At 55.6% G+C, this 17,556-nt stretch carries 5 protein-coding genes, 6 rRNA genes and 1 pseudogene; 2 read left to right on the plus strand and 10 right to left on the minus strand.

Annotation, left to right across the window (positions count from 1 at the left end; genetic code table 11):
- Positions 1-53: 53 nt before the first annotated feature.
- The 3 genes from rrf (ACP3TE_RS06715) to ACP3TE_RS06725 all read right to left on the minus strand — a co-directional run bounded on the left by rrf (ACP3TE_RS06715) (position 54) and on the right by ACP3TE_RS06725 (position 5,589).
- Positions 54-170: ribosomal RNA gene (gene rrf / locus ACP3TE_RS06715) — 5S ribosomal RNA — on the minus strand.
- A 163-nt stretch (positions 171-333) separates the two neighbouring features.
- Positions 334-3,466, minus strand: a 23S ribosomal RNA gene (locus tag ACP3TE_RS06720).
- Positions 3,467-4,063: 597 nt separating this feature from the next.
- Positions 4,064-5,589, minus strand: a 16S ribosomal RNA gene (locus ACP3TE_RS06725).
- The 16S, 23S and 5S rRNA genes sit together here, the layout of an rRNA operon.
- 948 nt (positions 5,590-6,537) lie before the next feature.
- On the opposite strand from ACP3TE_RS06725, the gene ACP3TE_RS06730 reads away from it, so the two are divergent.
- Positions 6,538-6,981, plus strand: coding sequence for a MepB family protein (locus ACP3TE_RS06730; RefSeq protein WP_038993720.1), 444 nt, complete (start codon positions 6,538-6,540; stop codon positions 6,979-6,981).
- Positions 6,982-6,999: 18 nt separating this feature from the next.
- Here the strand turns inward: ACP3TE_RS06730 and ACP3TE_RS06735 are convergent.
- The 5 genes and pseudogenes from ACP3TE_RS06735 to ACP3TE_RS06755 all read right to left on the minus strand — a co-directional run bounded on the left by ACP3TE_RS06735 (position 7,000) and on the right by ACP3TE_RS06755 (position 14,418).
- Positions 7,000-8,196, minus strand: a pseudogene (locus tag ACP3TE_RS06735) (type II toxin-antitoxin system HipA family toxin).
- Entirely contained in the window at positions 8,193-8,393 is a 201-nt protein-coding gene (locus tag ACP3TE_RS06740) for a helix-turn-helix transcriptional regulator (protein ID WP_105662736.1), read from the minus strand. Before ACP3TE_RS06740 ends, ACP3TE_RS06735 begins: the two are co-directional and overlap by 4 nt.
- Before the next feature lie 489 nt (positions 8,394-8,882).
- Positions 8,883-8,999, minus strand: a 5S ribosomal RNA gene (gene rrf, locus ACP3TE_RS06745).
- A gap of 163 nt (positions 9,000-9,162) precedes the next feature.
- Positions 9,163-12,295 (minus strand): 23S ribosomal RNA (locus ACP3TE_RS06750).
- Between the two features lie 597 nt (positions 12,296-12,892).
- A 16S ribosomal RNA gene (locus tag ACP3TE_RS06755) occupies positions 12,893-14,418 on the minus strand.
- 448 nt (positions 14,419-14,866) lie between these two features.
- On the opposite strand from ACP3TE_RS06755, the gene ACP3TE_RS06760 reads away from it, so the two are divergent.
- Entirely contained in the window at positions 14,867-15,820 is a 954-nt protein-coding gene (locus ACP3TE_RS06760; RefSeq protein WP_133833718.1) for an NAD(P)H-dependent flavin oxidoreductase, read from the plus strand.
- On the opposite strand, the gene panC is transcribed toward ACP3TE_RS06760, so the two are convergent.
- Positions 15,817-16,683: a pantoate--beta-alanine ligase gene (gene panC, locus ACP3TE_RS06765; protein ID WP_400289634.1), complete on the minus strand. Its 867-nt coding sequence runs from the start codon at positions 16,681-16,683 to the stop codon at positions 15,817-15,819. The genes ACP3TE_RS06760 and panC overlap by 4 nt on opposite strands.
- Positions 16,684-16,687: 4 nt before the next feature.
- Positions 16,688-17,554 carry a Rossmann-like and DUF2520 domain-containing protein gene (locus ACP3TE_RS06770; protein ID WP_332595340.1) on the minus strand — a complete coding sequence of 289 codons (867 nt, stop codon included), beginning with the start codon at positions 17,552-17,554 and terminating at the stop codon, positions 16,688-16,690.
- Positions 17,555-17,556 lie beyond the last annotated feature (2 nt).

Below are 17,556 nucleotides of genomic sequence, written 5' to 3' on the forward strand. Positions count from 1 at the left end.
TGAGGCCCCGGCACCAAACGGTACCAGGGCCTCAAACCATCTACTCAAGTTAAGTCCGGCGGTGACCTACTCTCCCACACCCTCACGAGTGCAGTACCATCGGCGCAGTGGGCCTTAGCTTCCGGGTTCGGTATGGGACCGGGCGTTTCCCCCACGCTATGACCGCCGTAACAATCACGAAGCACACAAACCAAAACGTTTCCTGGTCAATGTTTTCCGGTGCTACAAAGTCTTGTAACTCATCCGTATTTGCTGGCTAGAGGTTGTTGTCTCGTAACCGCATAGTGAACGCGAACAGCATTGAAATCATCAGTTCAAATATTGTTTTATTGTGTGTTGAAAGTCATCGGCCTATTAGTACAGGTCAGCTACACAAGTCTTTAGTCCTTGCTTCCACATCCTGCCTATCAACCCAGTGGTCTAGCTGGGGGCCTCTCACACTCAAGGTGCATGGAAATCTCATCTCGAAGCAGGCTTCCCGCTTAGATGCTTTCAGCGGTTATCCCTTCCAAACGTAGCTAATCAGCGATGCACTTGGCAGTACAACTGACACACCAGAGGTTCGTCCGTCCCGGTCCTCTCGTACTAAGGACAGCCCTTCTCAAATTTCCAACGCGCGCAGCGGATAGGGACCGAACTGTCTCACGACGTTCTAAACCCAGCTCGCGTACCGCTTTAATGGGCGAACAGCCCAACCCTTGGGACCTACTCCAGCCCCAGGATGCGACGAGCCGACATCGAGGTGCCAAACCATGCCGTCGATATGGACTCTTGGGCAAGATCAGCCTGTTATCCCCGAGGTACCTTTTATCCGTTGAGCGACGGCCCTTCCACGAGGTGCCGCCGGATCACTAGTCCCGACTTTCGTCCCTGCTCGAGCTGTCACTCTCACAGTCAAGCTCCCTTGTGCACTTACACTCGACACCTGATTGCCAACCAGGCTGAGGGAACCTTTGGGCGCCTCCGTTACATTTTAGGAGGCAACCGCCCCAGTTAAACTACCCATCAGGCACTGTCCCTGAACCAGATCATGGTCCGAAGTTAGGTGACCGGTACAGCCAGAGTGGTATTTCAACGATGACTCCACCTGAACTAGCGTCCAAGCTTCACAGTCTCCCACCTATCCTACACAAGCTGCACCGAACACCAATACCAAACTATAGTAAAGGTCTCGGGGTCTTTCCGTCCTGCTGCGCGTAACGAGCATCTTTACTCGTACTGCAATTTCGCCGAGTTCATGGTTGAGACAGCGGGGAAGTCGTTACTCCATTCGTGCAGGTCGGAACTTACCCGACAAGGAATTTCGCTACCTTAGGATGGTTATAGTTACCACCGCCGTTTACTGGGGCTTAAATTCTCAGCTTCGCATTACTGCTAACCAGTCCTCTTAACCTTCCAGCACCGGGCAGGAGTCAGTCCGTATACATCGTCTTGCGACTTCGCACGGACCTGTGTTTTTAGTAAACAGTCGCTTCCCCCTGGTCTCTGCGGCCCACACCCGCATCAGAGAAGCAAGTTCTCATCACGGGGCAGGCCCCCCTTCTTCCGAAGTTACGGGGGCATTTTGCCGAGTTCCTTAACCATGATTCTCTCGATCGCCTTAGTATTCTCTACCTGATCACCTGTGTCGGTTTGGGGTACGGGCGGACTTGGACCTCGCGCCGATGCTTTTCTAGGCAGCATAGGATCACCGAATCACCCCGAAAACGGGGCGCCTATCAGGTCTCAGAATATATGAGCGGCGGATTTGCCAACCACTCTTCCTACACCCTTGGACCAGGTCAATTCCATTGCCTGGCTCGGCTACCTTCCTGCGTCACACCTGTTAATACGCTGACCTCACTGCATCGGTTCCCACCACATCAACCAGCAAGATACCCGAAGGCACCAACAGCTAGCGTCAATCATGGTTAGCATCCACAGCTCAGTATGGGCGGTCCTTCGCCGGTACGGGAATATCAACCCGTTGTCCATCGACTACGCCTGTCGGCCTCGCCTTAGGTCCCGACTAACCCAGGGCAGATTAGCTTAACCCTGGAACCCTTGATCATTCGGCGGACGGGTTTCTCACCCGTCATTCGCTACTCATGCCTGCATTCTCACTCGTGTGGCCTCCACCGCTGGTTTACACCGCGACTTCACCGTCCACACGACGCTCCCCTACCCATCCAAACACCCAATCGAAACCAGGTTAATATTTGAATGACGCAACTTCGGCGGTGTGCTTGAGCCCCGCTACATTATCGGCGCGGAATCACTTGACCAGTGAGCTATTACGCACTCTTTCAAGGGTGGCTGCTTCTAAGCCAACCTCCTGGTTGTCACAGCAACTCCACATCCTTTTCCACTTAGCACACGCTTAGGGGCCTTAGTTGGCGTTCTGGGCTGTTTCCCTCTCGACTATGAAGCTTATCCCCCACAGTCTCACTGCTGCGCTCTCACTTGCCGGCATTCGGAGTTTGGCTAAGGTCAGTAACCTTGTAGGGCCCATCGCCTATCCAGTAGCTCTACCTCCAGCAAGAAACACGCAACGCTGCACCTAAATGCATTTCGGGGAGAACCAGCTATCACGAAGTTTGATTGGCCTTTCACCCCTACCCACAGCTCATCCCCTCCATTTTCAACTGAAGTGGGTTCGGTCCTCCACACGCTCTTACACGCGCTTCAACCTGGCCATGGGTAGATCACTTCGCTTCGGGTCTAGATCACGCCACTCAAACGCCCTATTCAGACTCGCTTTCGCTACGGCTTCCCCACACGGGTTAACCTCGCGACGTAACACTAACTCGCAGGCTCATTCTTCAAAAGGCACGCCATCACCAGGGAACAAGTCCCCAGCTCTAACGGATTGTAAGCGCACGGTTTCAGGTACTATTTCACTCCCCTCCCGGGGTACTTTTCACCATTCCCTCACGGTACTGATTCACTATCGGTCATCAAGTAGTATTCAGGCTTACCAGGTGGTCCTGGCAGATTCACACAAGGTTTCACGGGCCCCGTGCTACTCGGGTATCAACACTAGAACGGCAGACACGCATTACACCTACGGGACTATCACCCTCTATGGTCCGGCATTCCAACCGATTCACCTATACGCCTGCACCTCATCCCACCAGCAAGATAGCGCTGGTACATGCCGACCCCACAACCCCGGTGATGCAACGCCTATCCGCTATCACACACCAACCGGTTTAGCCCCATCCGCGTTCGCTCGCCACTACTAACGGAATCACTGTTGTTTTCTCTTCCTGCGGGTACTGAGATGTTTCACTTCCCCGCGTTCCCTCCACACAGCCTATACATTCAGCTGCAGGTCACACCACATAACATGGTGCGGGGTTCCCCCATTCGGAAATCCTGGTCTCAACGTCCGGTTATCGACTCCACCAGGCTTATCGCAGATTCCCACGTCCTTCATCGGCTCTTGATGCCAAGGCATCCACCGTGCGCCCTTAAAAACTTCAACACAACATCAAAGTCAAAAGATATGAGCAATAAAACAATCTAACAAAATCACGCAGACAAGACTCCAACACCAGGCAATCCAAGGAAAAGGACTACCCAGCTCATCTCATCTGCAAGATGCTCGCGTTCACTATACAGTTCCCAAACAACAACCCCGCACCCCCGCAACAACACCCCAAAACCAACACCAACCAAAGGCCAGCATCAATCCAACAGGACATCCTTGCAGCAAACACAGGACAAACACCGAAACACCAAGAACCCCTCACCCAAGCGAACACCACCAGGACCCTCCCCACAGGAAGAACCCCGGCAACCATTCACCAGGAAAGGAGGCTTGTTGCCTCAAAACCCAACAGCATGCCAAACCATACAAACCACGCAACACCCACACACCGCATTCCAGCACCGCAAGAAGAAAACCCCTGCAATGCGTACTAGCAGATGCCCAAGCACCACGCGGCCACAGCCAATACCCCGCACCAGCATCAGCCAGCACGTTTTCCGGTATTGAGTCCATTGATATTCCACCCATGAGCAACCCACCCGGACAACACTCGTGTCCAGCATGGGCAACCAATAATGGTTAGCTCCTTAGAAAGGAGGTGATCCAGCCGCACCTTCCGGTACGGCTACCTTGTTACGACTTAGTCCCAATCGCCAGTCCCACCTTCGACGACTCCCCCCACACAAGGTGGTTAGGCCATCGGCTTCGGGTGTTACCAACTTTCGTGACTTGACGGGCGGTGTGTACAAGGCCCGGGAACGTATTCACCGCAGCGTTGCTGATCTGCGATTACTAGCGACTCCGACTTCATGGGGTCGAGTTGCAGACCCCAATCCGAACTGAGACCGGCTTTTAGGGATTAGCTCCACCTCACAGTATCGCAACCCATTGTACCGGCCATTGTAGCATGCGTGAAGCCCAAGACATAAGGGGCATGATGATTTGACGTCATCCCCACCTTCCTCCGAGTTGACCCCGGCAGTCTCCCATGAGTCCCCACCTTTACGTGCTGGCAACATGGAACGAGGGTTGCGCTCGTTGCGGGACTTAACCCAACATCTCACGACACGAGCTGACGACAACCATGCACCACCTGTGAACCAGCCCCGAAGGGAAACCCCATCTCTGAGGCGGTCTGGCACATGTCAAGCCTTGGTAAGGTTCTTCGCGTTGCATCGAATTAATCCGCATGCTCCGCCGCTTGTGCGGGCCCCCGTCAATTCCTTTGAGTTTTAGCCTTGCGGCCGTACTCCCCAGGCGGGGCACTTAATGCGTTAGCTACGGCGCGGAAAACGTGGAATGTCCCCCACACCTAGTGCCCAACGTTTACGGCATGGACTACCAGGGTATCTAATCCTGTTCGCTCCCCATGCTTTCGCTCCTCAGCGTCAGTAAATGCCCAGAGACCTGCCTTCGCCATCGGTGTTCCTCCTGATATCTGCGCATTTCACCGCTACACCAGGAATTCCAGTCTCCCCTACATCACTCTAGTCTGCCCGTACCCACCGCAGATCCGAGGTTGAGCCTCGGACTTTCACGGCAGACGCGACAAACCGCCTACGAGCTCTTTACGCCCAATAAATCCGGATAACGCTTGCGCCCTACGTATTACCGCGGCTGCTGGCACGTAGTTAGCCGGCGCTTCTTCTGCAGGTACCGTCACTTTCGCTTCTTCCCTACTGAAAGAGGTTTACAACCCGAAGGCCGTCATCCCTCACGCGGCGTCGCTGCATCAGGCTTTCGCCCATTGTGCAATATTCCCCACTGCTGCCTCCCGTAGGAGTCTGGGCCGTGTCTCAGTCCCAGTGTGGCCGGTCACCCTCTCAGGCCGGCTACCCGTCGTCGCCTTGGTGAGCCATTACCTCACCAACAAGCTGATAGGCCGCGAGTCCATCCCCCACCGATAAATCTTTCCACCAACAACCATGCGGTCAAAGGTAATATCCGGTATTAGACCCAGTTTCCCGGGCTTATCCCAGAGTCGGGGGCAGGTTACTCACGTGTTACTCACCCGTTCGCCACTAATCCACCCAGCAAGCTGGGCTTCATCGTTCGACTTGCATGTGTTAAGCACGCCGCCAGCGTTCATCCTGAGCCAGGATCAAACTCTCCATAAAAAAATAAAAAGCCACCGGCAACCCCTTGGAAAATAAGGGCGAAGCCAATGAAGTCCTGGCGAATAATAAAACACTCAAGAACACTGCACGGGGGTGCAATGCCTCAAGCAAATGTTATGTATTCACCAAATAAAAAATATTCGGTATCAACAAACTTGGCACACTATTGAGTTCTCAAACAACAAACACTTACCGGTTCTTTACCCACCATTCCAGGCGGTAATTTCGTCCAGCGTTATATTCATATTCTATAACTTCGAATTCCTGAAAGTCAAATCCATTGTTTGTGATTTGAACCAGTATTCTCAGTTCCCATTCTTTTCAATTGTTGTCCACAAGACTGTGGAAAAACCTTGATTTTCTGGGGTTCTGCCGCCGTTTCACATCCGGTTATTTCTTCCGTTTTGTTCTCGGCGACAAGGAAAAACTATACACAGGTTTTGGGGGTCCTGCAAATCGGGTGGGTGGTTTTTGACGGTGACCGTGCACACTTAATTCCTGAACTGCTGATTCGGCTCTTTCCATGTGCCCAATCGCTGGCAATTATTACCGAGCTAGGGCTGAGCGCGTAAACATTATTTCGCAGCTGCACAGAGCATCAGCGCCTGTACCTAGCGAGTTTATTGAACCCTTGAGAAGCGTACGCATATACGCGAACCCAATGAATTGTGCCCACATCAGCCGATTAGACGATGCGGGCGCATGCGTGCGTCTGAGCAAGGCACAAGAAGAGAACGCACATGGCGAAACGATGCATCTGGAGGTTCCATGCGCGTGACGGCCAAGGCGGCATCAGCGCAATGACTACCTAGAGCAGTCGGCATTGATGCCGGCCCAATACAGGTCTTGCAGTGCTACGTAAGCACCACCCTCGGCTACGGTGAATAGCAGCGATATTTCGATCGCTGCCACTCCACTTGATGATCTACCGAATACAGGATGAAGTCTATGAAGTTCACGGCGTTGGAACGCTATTGCCACCTCACTGGGCAATCGTATGGCGAGGTGACTCCCGAAGAACAGCAGAGCGATTATCAAGCCGGGGTAACTGAGCTTGACGGACAGCGGTGGCGGATCAGGACCGCAAGGATCACGCCAACAAAGCCAGGTGGGTTCGTAGCCATATGGCATCGGGACGAAACTGGGACTACTGCCCCCTACGAATCCGAAGAGGGACTGCGCGGAGTTATGGTCTTTATCGAGGAAGCCGGCTGTTTCGGCGTCTTCCGCTTTACTCAACAGCACCTCGAGGAGCTGGGCGTCTTCGCCTCAGCATCGGCTCCAGGCAAGCGCGGTTTCCGCGTCTATCCATCATGGACGGCTGGCCTTAAGGGGCAAGCGAAGAAAAGCCAGAATAGTCAGCTGCCTGCGTTCACGTTGCTCGCAGACTAACTTGTCCCGCTCAGACGCCTACTGCAGCTCCATGCGCCGGAACCTGAGTTCTCGTTGCGCACCACGCAAAGGTGAACCTTCAAAAGGCAACTCGCTGAGATCCACAGTCAATGCGGCTTTCAATGCCAACTGGTTCGCTGACTGCGTGGCCCGGTCAGCCAAGCCGAGCACCCTTGCAAGCTCCGCCCAGTGCTTCTTCTTCAGATTCTTAGCCTTGCCGGCAACAGTCAAAGCCATGGTGTCATCGCCGTAGACCAGGGTGCATGGGATGTCGTAGATGGGCGCTACATTAAACCGTCCATGCAAGTCCGCCAGAATCGAGACGTTCTTTCCATGCAAGTCGCCGTTGCCAGTTAGCCACGCAAAGACGAACTGAATGTATAGATTGCGCCTGGCGAGCACCGGAGCCTGGCACTGCAGCGCTAAGGCTTCAATAGCTTGTTCCGTGCTCACTGCTTACTTGCTTGCCGGCGGAAGGTTCAATACCTGCATGGCATCTTCCAACGCCAAACGCGTGGGACTATCCTCCCCCTCGACACCCTCGCGATCGAACCTCTCGACCAGCAGCCCCGGACTCCCAGTGGAATCCAGTACTAGCCGATTGTTTGCGACCGGAAGTTTGAGCAATCGCGCTGCTTTCAGGTGCTGCGCCTCATTAACGACCAAATGCGGATGATCCCGGGGATCAAGCTTGAGCAGATAGGCGCTGTTCTTGAACTCCACTGGTGTTGTCAGCATGGTTGCGCTGATCTTGTCTTGCACGCCGGGGATCGAGTGGCGGTCCAAGGTGCGCGCGAGGACCGAGAAGTCGAGTTCGGCCGTGCTGCTGAATTCAGCAACCACGGGGGTTTGCTCCAGTGCTGATCCTTCCGGAACAACGCGTACATTGCCTGGAGTATCGGCGCCCACTGCCATCAGCAGAGTCAACTCGTCAGAGATGCTGGTCTTAGTTGCGTCCTTGAGAACGGTCAGGCGATGGCCTTCGGGCAATAGTCCCGAGAAGAACGATGGCAACGCGCCCCCAGGCCCAACGTATGCCTCCGGAGAAGCTGGCAAAGATGTCGCAATGCCCGCGCCACCATGTGCAAGGTAGTCCTTGTTATAGCTGAAGGCCACGCTTCCGTCGGACTGTCTGGCTAGAGTGCCGGCGAGGTTTTCGTTGCAGTAGACGTCAGCCTTGGTAACAAGCTTGAGCTCTTGGAGTTGCGGCTTCATTTGGCCACGCGAATTCGAAGGCCGAGTACATTTGCGACGGAGAGCACCGCTTCAATGGAGGGGTTTCCCGCCCCTCGTTCTATGGAGCGCAGCGTACGTTCGGAGATGCCAGCTAATTCAGCCAGCTGTTCCTGCGTCAGGCCATTCTGTTTTCTAACGCGCTGCAATTCGGCCCCTAGCTCAGTCACTGAATTCATGAAGGATCCTCTTCCGGCAGCATTTCGCCGATTGGCGACATTCTGCTCACTATCATTCAGCATGGAGCAAGAATCGGCAACAAGTTACCGAAATGATAGCCAGGTGCAAGCAATCGATTGTCAGAGGCATCAAAAGGCAGGATCTTGCCGATTGGCGGACCGGAACCCATCGGATAAAGCACCTGCAACGGAGCGGGCGTTCTCTCCCGTAGTGAGCCGCGGAGGTCCAGGGCCACGCCGTCTGCTTAGTCGCTTCAAGCGCGTCCGACATCGGGACACAGCTTAGCCATGGCTGCATTCACAACCCCATGCCTGCCTGGTCGTTCCTTGAGCGGTCTGCGCTAGCGGCCAGCACTCAAGCTCGTTAAAGCAGAAGGGGAGGAGGAACCAGGCAGCACCAGCTGCCCAATTCCCCCTCCCCTTCTGGTTAAACAGGTGAGGCCCCGGCACCAAACGGTACCAGGGCCTCAAACCATCTACTCAAGTTAAGTCCGGCGGTGACCTACTCTCCCACACCCTCACGAGTGCAGTACCATCGGCGCAGTGGGCCTTAGCTTCCGGGTTCGGTATGGGACCGGGCGTTTCCCCCACGCTATGACCGCCGTAACAATCACGAAGCACACAAACCAAAACGTTTCCTGGTCAATGTTTTCCGGTGCTACAAAGTCTTGTAACTCATCCGTATTTGCTGGCTAGAGGTTGTTGTCTCGTAACCGCATAGTGAACGCGAACAGCATTGAAATCATCAGTTCAAATATTGTTTTATTGTGTGTTGAAAGTCATCGGCCTATTAGTACAGGTCAGCTACACAAGTCTTTAGTCCTTGCTTCCACATCCTGCCTATCAACCCAGTGGTCTAGCTGGGGGCCTCTCACACTCAAGGTGCATGGAAATCTCATCTCGAAGCAGGCTTCCCGCTTAGATGCTTTCAGCGGTTATCCCTTCCAAACGTAGCTAATCAGCGATGCACTTGGCAGTACAACTGACACACCAGAGGTTCGTCCGTCCCGGTCCTCTCGTACTAAGGACAGCCCTTCTCAAATTTCCAACGCGCGCAGCGGATAGGGACCGAACTGTCTCACGACGTTCTAAACCCAGCTCGCGTACCGCTTTAATGGGCGAACAGCCCAACCCTTGGGACCTACTCCAGCCCCAGGATGCGACGAGCCGACATCGAGGTGCCAAACCATGCCGTCGATATGGACTCTTGGGCAAGATCAGCCTGTTATCCCCGAGGTACCTTTTATCCGTTGAGCGACGGCCCTTCCACGAGGTGCCGCCGGATCACTAGTCCCGACTTTCGTCCCTGCTCGAGCTGTCACTCTCACAGTCAAGCTCCCTTGTGCACTTACACTCGACACCTGATTGCCAACCAGGCTGAGGGAACCTTTGGGCGCCTCCGTTACATTTTAGGAGGCAACCGCCCCAGTTAAACTACCCATCAGGCACTGTCCCTGAACCAGATCATGGTCCGAAGTTAGGTGACCGGTACAGCCAGAGTGGTATTTCAACGATGACTCCACCTGAACTAGCGTCCAAGCTTCACAGTCTCCCACCTATCCTACACAAGCTGCACCGAACACCAATACCAAACTATAGTAAAGGTCTCGGGGTCTTTCCGTCCTGCTGCGCGTAACGAGCATCTTTACTCGTACTGCAATTTCGCCGAGTTCATGGTTGAGACAGCGGGGAAGTCGTTACTCCATTCGTGCAGGTCGGAACTTACCCGACAAGGAATTTCGCTACCTTAGGATGGTTATAGTTACCACCGCCGTTTACTGGGGCTTAAATTCTCAGCTTCGCATTACTGCTAACCAGTCCTCTTAACCTTCCAGCACCGGGCAGGAGTCAGTCCGTATACATCGTCTTGCGACTTCGCACGGACCTGTGTTTTTAGTAAACAGTCGCTTCCCCCTGGTCTCTGCGGCCCACACCCGCATCAGAGAAGCAAGTTCTCATCACGGGGCAGGCCCCCCTTCTTCCGAAGTTACGGGGGCATTTTGCCGAGTTCCTTAACCATGATTCTCTCGATCGCCTTAGTATTCTCTACCTGATCACCTGTGTCGGTTTGGGGTACGGGCGGACTTGGACCTCGCGCCGATGCTTTTCTAGGCAGCATAGGATCACCGAATCACCCCGAAAACGGGGCGCCTATCAGGTCTCAGAATATATGAGCGGCGGATTTGCCAACCACTCTTCCTACACCCTTGGACCAGGTCAATTCCATTGCCTGGCTCGGCTACCTTCCTGCGTCACACCTGTTAATACGCTGACCTCACTGCATCGGTTCCCACCACATCAACCAGCAAGATACCCGAAGGCACCAACAGCTAGCGTCAATCATGGTTAGCATCCACAGCTCAGTATGGGCGGTCCTTCGCCGGTACGGGAATATCAACCCGTTGTCCATCGACTACGCCTGTCGGCCTCGCCTTAGGTCCCGACTAACCCAGGGCAGATTAGCTTAACCCTGGAACCCTTGATCATTCGGCGGACGGGTTTCTCACCCGTCATTCGCTACTCATGCCTGCATTCTCACTCGTGTGGCCTCCACCGCTGGTTTACACCGCGACTTCACCGTCCACACGACGCTCCCCTACCCATCCAAACACCCAATCGAAACCAGGTTAATATTTGAATGACGCAACTTCGGCGGTGTGCTTGAGCCCCGCTACATTATCGGCGCGGAATCACTTGACCAGTGAGCTATTACGCACTCTTTCAAGGGTGGCTGCTTCTAAGCCAACCTCCTGGTTGTCACAGCAACTCCACATCCTTTTCCACTTAGCACACGCTTAGGGGCCTTAGTTGGCGTTCTGGGCTGTTTCCCTCTCGACTATGAAGCTTATCCCCCACAGTCTCACTGCTGCGCTCTCACTTGCCGGCATTCGGAGTTTGGCTAAGGTCAGTAACCTTGTAGGGCCCATCGCCTATCCAGTAGCTCTACCTCCAGCAAGAAACACGCAACGCTGCACCTAAATGCATTTCGGGGAGAACCAGCTATCACGAAGTTTGATTGGCCTTTCACCCCTACCCACAGCTCATCCCCTCCATTTTCAACTGAAGTGGGTTCGGTCCTCCACACGCTCTTACACGCGCTTCAACCTGGCCATGGGTAGATCACTTCGCTTCGGGTCTAGATCACGCCACTCAAACGCCCTATTCAGACTCGCTTTCGCTACGGCTTCCCCACACGGGTTAACCTCGCGACGTAACACTAACTCGCAGGCTCATTCTTCAAAAGGCACGCCATCACCAGGGAACAAGTCCCCAGCTCTAACGGATTGTAAGCGCACGGTTTCAGGTACTATTTCACTCCCCTCCCGGGGTACTTTTCACCATTCCCTCACGGTACTGATTCACTATCGGTCATCAAGTAGTATTCAGGCTTACCAGGTGGTCCTGGCAGATTCACACAAGGTTTCACGGGCCCCGTGCTACTCGGGTATCAACACTAGAACGGCAGACACGCATTACACCTACGGGACTATCACCCTCTATGGTCCGGCATTCCAACCGATTCACCTATACGCCTGCACCTCATCCCACCAGCAAGATAGCGCTGGTACATGCCGACCCCACAACCCCGGTGATGCAACGCCTATCCGCTATCACACACCAACCGGTTTAGCCCCATCCGCGTTCGCTCGCCACTACTAACGGAATCACTGTTGTTTTCTCTTCCTGCGGGTACTGAGATGTTTCACTTCCCCGCGTTCCCTCCACACAGCCTATACATTCAGCTGCAGGTCACACCACATAACATGGTGCGGGGTTCCCCCATTCGGAAATCCTGGTCTCAACGTCCGGTTATCGACTCCACCAGGCTTATCGCAGATTCCCACGTCCTTCATCGGCTCTTGATGCCAAGGCATCCACCGTGCGCCCTTAAAAACTTCAACACAACATCAAAGTCAAAAGATATGAGCAATAAAACAATCTAACAAAATCACGCAGACAAGACTCCAACACCAGGCAATCCAAGGAAAAGGACTACCCAGCTCATCTCATCTGCAAGATGCTCGCGTTCACTATACAGTTCCCAAACAACAACCCCGCACCCCCGCAACAACACCCCAAAACCAACACCAACCAAAGGCCAGCATCAATCCAACAGGACATCCTTGCAGCAAACACAGGACAAACACCGAAACACCAAGAACCCCTCACCCAAGCGAACACCACCAGGACCCTCCCCACAGGAAGAACCCCGGCAACCATTCACCAGGAAAGGAGGCTTGTTGCCTCAAAACCCAACAGCATGCCAAACCATACAAACCACGCAACACCCACACACCGCATTCCAGCACCGCAAGAAGAAAACCCCTGCAATGCGTACTAGCAGATGCCCAAGCACCACGCGGCCACAGCCAATACCCCGCACCAGCATCAGCCAGCACGTTTTCCGGTATTGAGTCCATTGATATTCCACCCATGAGCAACCCACCCGGACAACACTCGTGTCCAGCATGGGCAACCAATAATGGTTAGCTCCTTAGAAAGGAGGTGATCCAGCCGCACCTTCCGGTACGGCTACCTTGTTACGACTTAGTCCCAATCGCCAGTCCCACCTTCGACGACTCCCCCCACACAAGGTGGTTAGGCCATCGGCTTCGGGTGTTACCAACTTTCGTGACTTGACGGGCGGTGTGTACAAGGCCCGGGAACGTATTCACCGCAGCGTTGCTGATCTGCGATTACTAGCGACTCCGACTTCATGGGGTCGAGTTGCAGACCCCAATCCGAACTGAGACCGGCTTTTAGGGATTAGCTCCACCTCACAGTATCGCAACCCATTGTACCGGCCATTGTAGCATGCGTGAAGCCCAAGACATAAGGGGCATGATGATTTGACGTCATCCCCACCTTCCTCCGAGTTGACCCCGGCAGTCTCCCATGAGTCCCCACCTTTACGTGCTGGCAACATGGAACGAGGGTTGCGCTCGTTGCGGGACTTAACCCAACATCTCACGACACGAGCTGACGACAACCATGCACCACCTGTGAACCAGCCCCGAAGGGAAACCCCATCTCTGAGGCGGTCTGGCACATGTCAAGCCTTGGTAAGGTTCTTCGCGTTGCATCGAATTAATCCGCATGCTCCGCCGCTTGTGCGGGCCCCCGTCAATTCCTTTGAGTTTTAGCCTTGCGGCCGTACTCCCCAGGCGGGGCACTTAATGCGTTAGCTACGGCGCGGAAAACGTGGAATGTCCCCCACACCTAGTGCCCAACGTTTACGGCATGGACTACCAGGGTATCTAATCCTGTTCGCTCCCCATGCTTTCGCTCCTCAGCGTCAGTAAATGCCCAGAGACCTGCCTTCGCCATCGGTGTTCCTCCTGATATCTGCGCATTTCACCGCTACACCAGGAATTCCAGTCTCCCCTACATCACTCTAGTCTGCCCGTACCCACCGCAGATCCGAGGTTGAGCCTCGGACTTTCACGGCAGACGCGACAAACCGCCTACGAGCTCTTTACGCCCAATAAATCCGGATAACGCTTGCGCCCTACGTATTACCGCGGCTGCTGGCACGTAGTTAGCCGGCGCTTCTTCTGCAGGTACCGTCACTTTCGCTTCTTCCCTACTGAAAGAGGTTTACAACCCGAAGGCCGTCATCCCTCACGCGGCGTCGCTGCATCAGGCTTTCGCCCATTGTGCAATATTCCCCACTGCTGCCTCCCGTAGGAGTCTGGGCCGTGTCTCAGTCCCAGTGTGGCCGGTCACCCTCTCAGGCCGGCTACCCGTCGTCGCCTTGGTGAGCCATTACCTCACCAACAAGCTGATAGGCCGCGAGTCCATCCCCCACCGATAAATCTTTCCACCAACAACCATGCGGTCAAAGGTAATATCCGGTATTAGACCCAGTTTCCCGGGCTTATCCCAGAGTCGGGGGCAGGTTACTCACGTGTTACTCACCCGTTCGCCACTAATCCACCCAGCAAGCTGGGCTTCATCGTTCGACTTGCATGTGTTAAGCACGCCGCCAGCGTTCATCCTGAGCCAGGATCAAACTCTCCATAAAAAAATAAAAAGCCACCGGCAACCCCTTGGAAAATAAGGGCGAAGCCAATGAAGTCCTGGCGAATAATAAAACACTCAAGAACACTGCACGGGGGTGCAATGCCTCAAGCAAATGTTATGTATTCACCAAATAAAAAATATTCGGTATCAACAAACTTGGCACACTATTGAGTTCTCAAACAACAAACACTCTCGACACCACAACCACCAATCCATCGATGACTGCTTCGCTCCGGAGCAACTTTTCCAACTTACCAGACTTCCTGATCCGATCAAAATCGGCGGAAAACCTTCAGTGAAAAGTGATTGGCTGCCGGGTGAACAATCGGTAGATTCCGTGTTGTTTCCGTTCCGGCAACAGATAAAAACTATACACAGGTTCTTGGGCACTTACAAATCGAAGGGCCGCGTTCTAGGTCACATTCATTTCGCTGTTCTAGTCTGGGCTCATGAGCGACCTGCAAAGACTCCTTGGATACCGTGAACCCATCTTCAATGCATCTATGGCTGGCGCGGCTGGCGGCGCCTTGGCTGCAGCTGTTTCCCACGCGGGAGGTGTAGGGATGATCGGTTCGCCTGCAACTCCCACAGCTGACTGGATTGAACAGCAAACGCAATTCGTTGAATCCCTGAGTACTCCATGGGGCGTCGGCTTCATGGCCTGGGCGCTGGAAACGGATCTCTCCCCGCTAGAGGCCTTCTTGGAGTTCGGGCCCTCGTTGGTGACCTTGAGCTTCGGCGATGTCACCCGGGCCGCGGCGGTAGCCCATGAGGCTGGAGTTCTGACCGCCATGCAGGTAGGCAATGCGGCAGATCTGGAACGCGCGATGGCTGATGACATCGACATCATCATTGCCCGTGGCGCAGAAGGTGGCGGACATGGCCGCAATGAAGCCGGAACTCTGCCGCTGCTGCAGCTGGCAACCGCCCAGCACCAGAAGCCTGTGGTGGCGGCCGGAGGCATCGGCACTGCGCGAGGTATCGCCGCGGTGCTGTCAGCTGGCGCGGAAGCTGCCTGGATCGGGACCCGTTTCCTCTCGGCAGCAGAGTCCAGCGGGCACGGGAACATGAAGAGCGCAGCACGCAATGCGGGCCTGGATGACACTATCTATACCCGCGCCTTCGATCTCGCCCAGCAATTGCCATGGGCGCCCGAGTTCGGCGGACGGGCGCTGCGCAATGAGTTCAGCGACAAGCACGCGGATCTTTCCAGCTGGGAGCCGAACGATGCGCTGCGCGAGCAGATGGATCAGGCCCGCTCCGAAGCGCTGACGGACATAGCCCCGGTCTATGCCGGTGAGGCGGTGCAGTTCGTTGGCGCCGAGCAGCCCGCCGCCGAAATCATGCAGGAGCTGTGCGGCTTCCGCCAGGTCCTCGGGCAGACTGCTCGACGCTTTGCCTAGATCGGCTGGTTGTCGATCAGACGGACGTTGCCCACCTTCGCCGCGACAAGGATCAAGCCCTCGCCGGTGAAGGGGGTGTCCTGGCAGTTGAATGCCAGTTCCTGCAGGGTATCCGGGTCAACGACGGCGAAGTAGTCCAGCTCCACCAGCGGGGCCATCTGGTACATGCCGATGGCATCCTCGATGTACAGCGGTTCATTGCGTGCCGCACGGTCGGCAACCAGCTGGATCGAACGGTGCAGCACCAAGGCTGCTTCCTTCTCTTCCTCGCTGAGCAATGCATTGCGGCTGGAAAGCGCCAGGCCTTTCGGGCTGCGCACGATCGGCACCGCACGCAGTTCTACCGGATAGTCCAGGTCGGCAACCATGCGGCGGATCAGCATCAGCTGCTGGGCATCCTTCTGGCCGAAGTAGGCGCGGTATTCGCCCCGACGCGGGTCGGTCAAGTGCAGCAGCTTGGCGACTACGGCCAGCATGCCATCGAAGTGGCCTGGACGCGAGGCGCCTTCATACATTTCGCCCAGCGCGCCGGAGCTCAACTTCACCAGCGGAAGGCCGGCATGGTAGATCTCGGAAGCGTCCGGGGCAAAGACAAGATCGACGCCGGCAGCCGCGGCCAGCTGCACATCAGCGTCGAGCTGGCGCGGATAGTTGGCGTAGTCGCTGGCATCGTTGAACTGCAGCTCATTGACGAATACGGAGATGACTACCAGTTCGTTTTCTGCGCGGGCGGCCTTGAACAGCGAAGCATGTCCGCGGTGCAGGGCTCCCATAGTGGGCACGAAGCCCAGCGATCCCGGGTTAGCTGCGGCAATAGCAGCCTTCAGCTCGGCACGGGTCTTTACAATCTTCGGGGTTTTCACGCTTCTATTCTAGAACTCGCAGAAGCTCTTCCAGCGTGCCTTGGGAGATCAGTCCGCGTTCTGCGGCGCGCAGCGCGGTAGCGCGCGAGAGGCTCCGATAGGAATTGTTGGTTTCCGCCGGGGCGTCGGCCAGCGCCTGCAGGTGCGCGGTGACCGTTCCGCTATCGCCTCGTGCTACCGGGCCGGTCAGTGCGCCCGCGCCGGAACGCAGGGCATTATCCAGGCTCGCGTACATCAGGGCGCGCAGGGTATTGGATGGTTCTTCCACGCCGATCCGGCGCAGGATGTCCGCCGATTGCGCCGTGATGGTGTTCAGGTGGTTTGCCGCATGGGCCAGGGCCGCGTGGTAGCTGGCACGATCCTGCTCGGCGATCACCACCGGCTCCCCGCGCATTTCCACCACCAGCGCCTGGGCTACCGGGAGGATGGCCTCGTCCGCGGTGACCGCGAAGACGCAGTCGGTCAGGCGCTGGAGGTCCATGCTCATGCCGGTGAAGGTCATGGCCGGGTGGATTGCCAGTCCAAAGGCGCCAGCATCCAAGGCCGGTTGCAGGATCGAGGTGCCGTACCGCCCGGCGGTGTGCGCGATCAACTGCCCGGCGGCGATATGGCCGCCCGCTGCCAGTCCGGACACCAGTTCGCCGAGCACGTCGTCGGGTACCGCAAAGAGCACCAGTTCGCTGCGGCGCAGGATTTCTGCTGGGTCCAGCAGTTCCACGCCGGGCAGCAAGGCGTCGGCGCGATCGCGCGAATCCTCCGAGACGGCGTGGATTCCGGTGATCCGGTGTCCACTGGCTGCCAGCGCCGCACCAAGCACGGTGCCTACCTTGCCGGCGGAGATGATGCCGATTCCCAAGCGTGGTGCGTCCACTT

Origin of the sequence: Glutamicibacter sp. 2E12 (genome assembly GCF_050030965.1) — a bacterium.
GTDB lineage: Bacteria > Actinomycetota > Actinomycetes > Actinomycetales > Micrococcaceae > Glutamicibacter.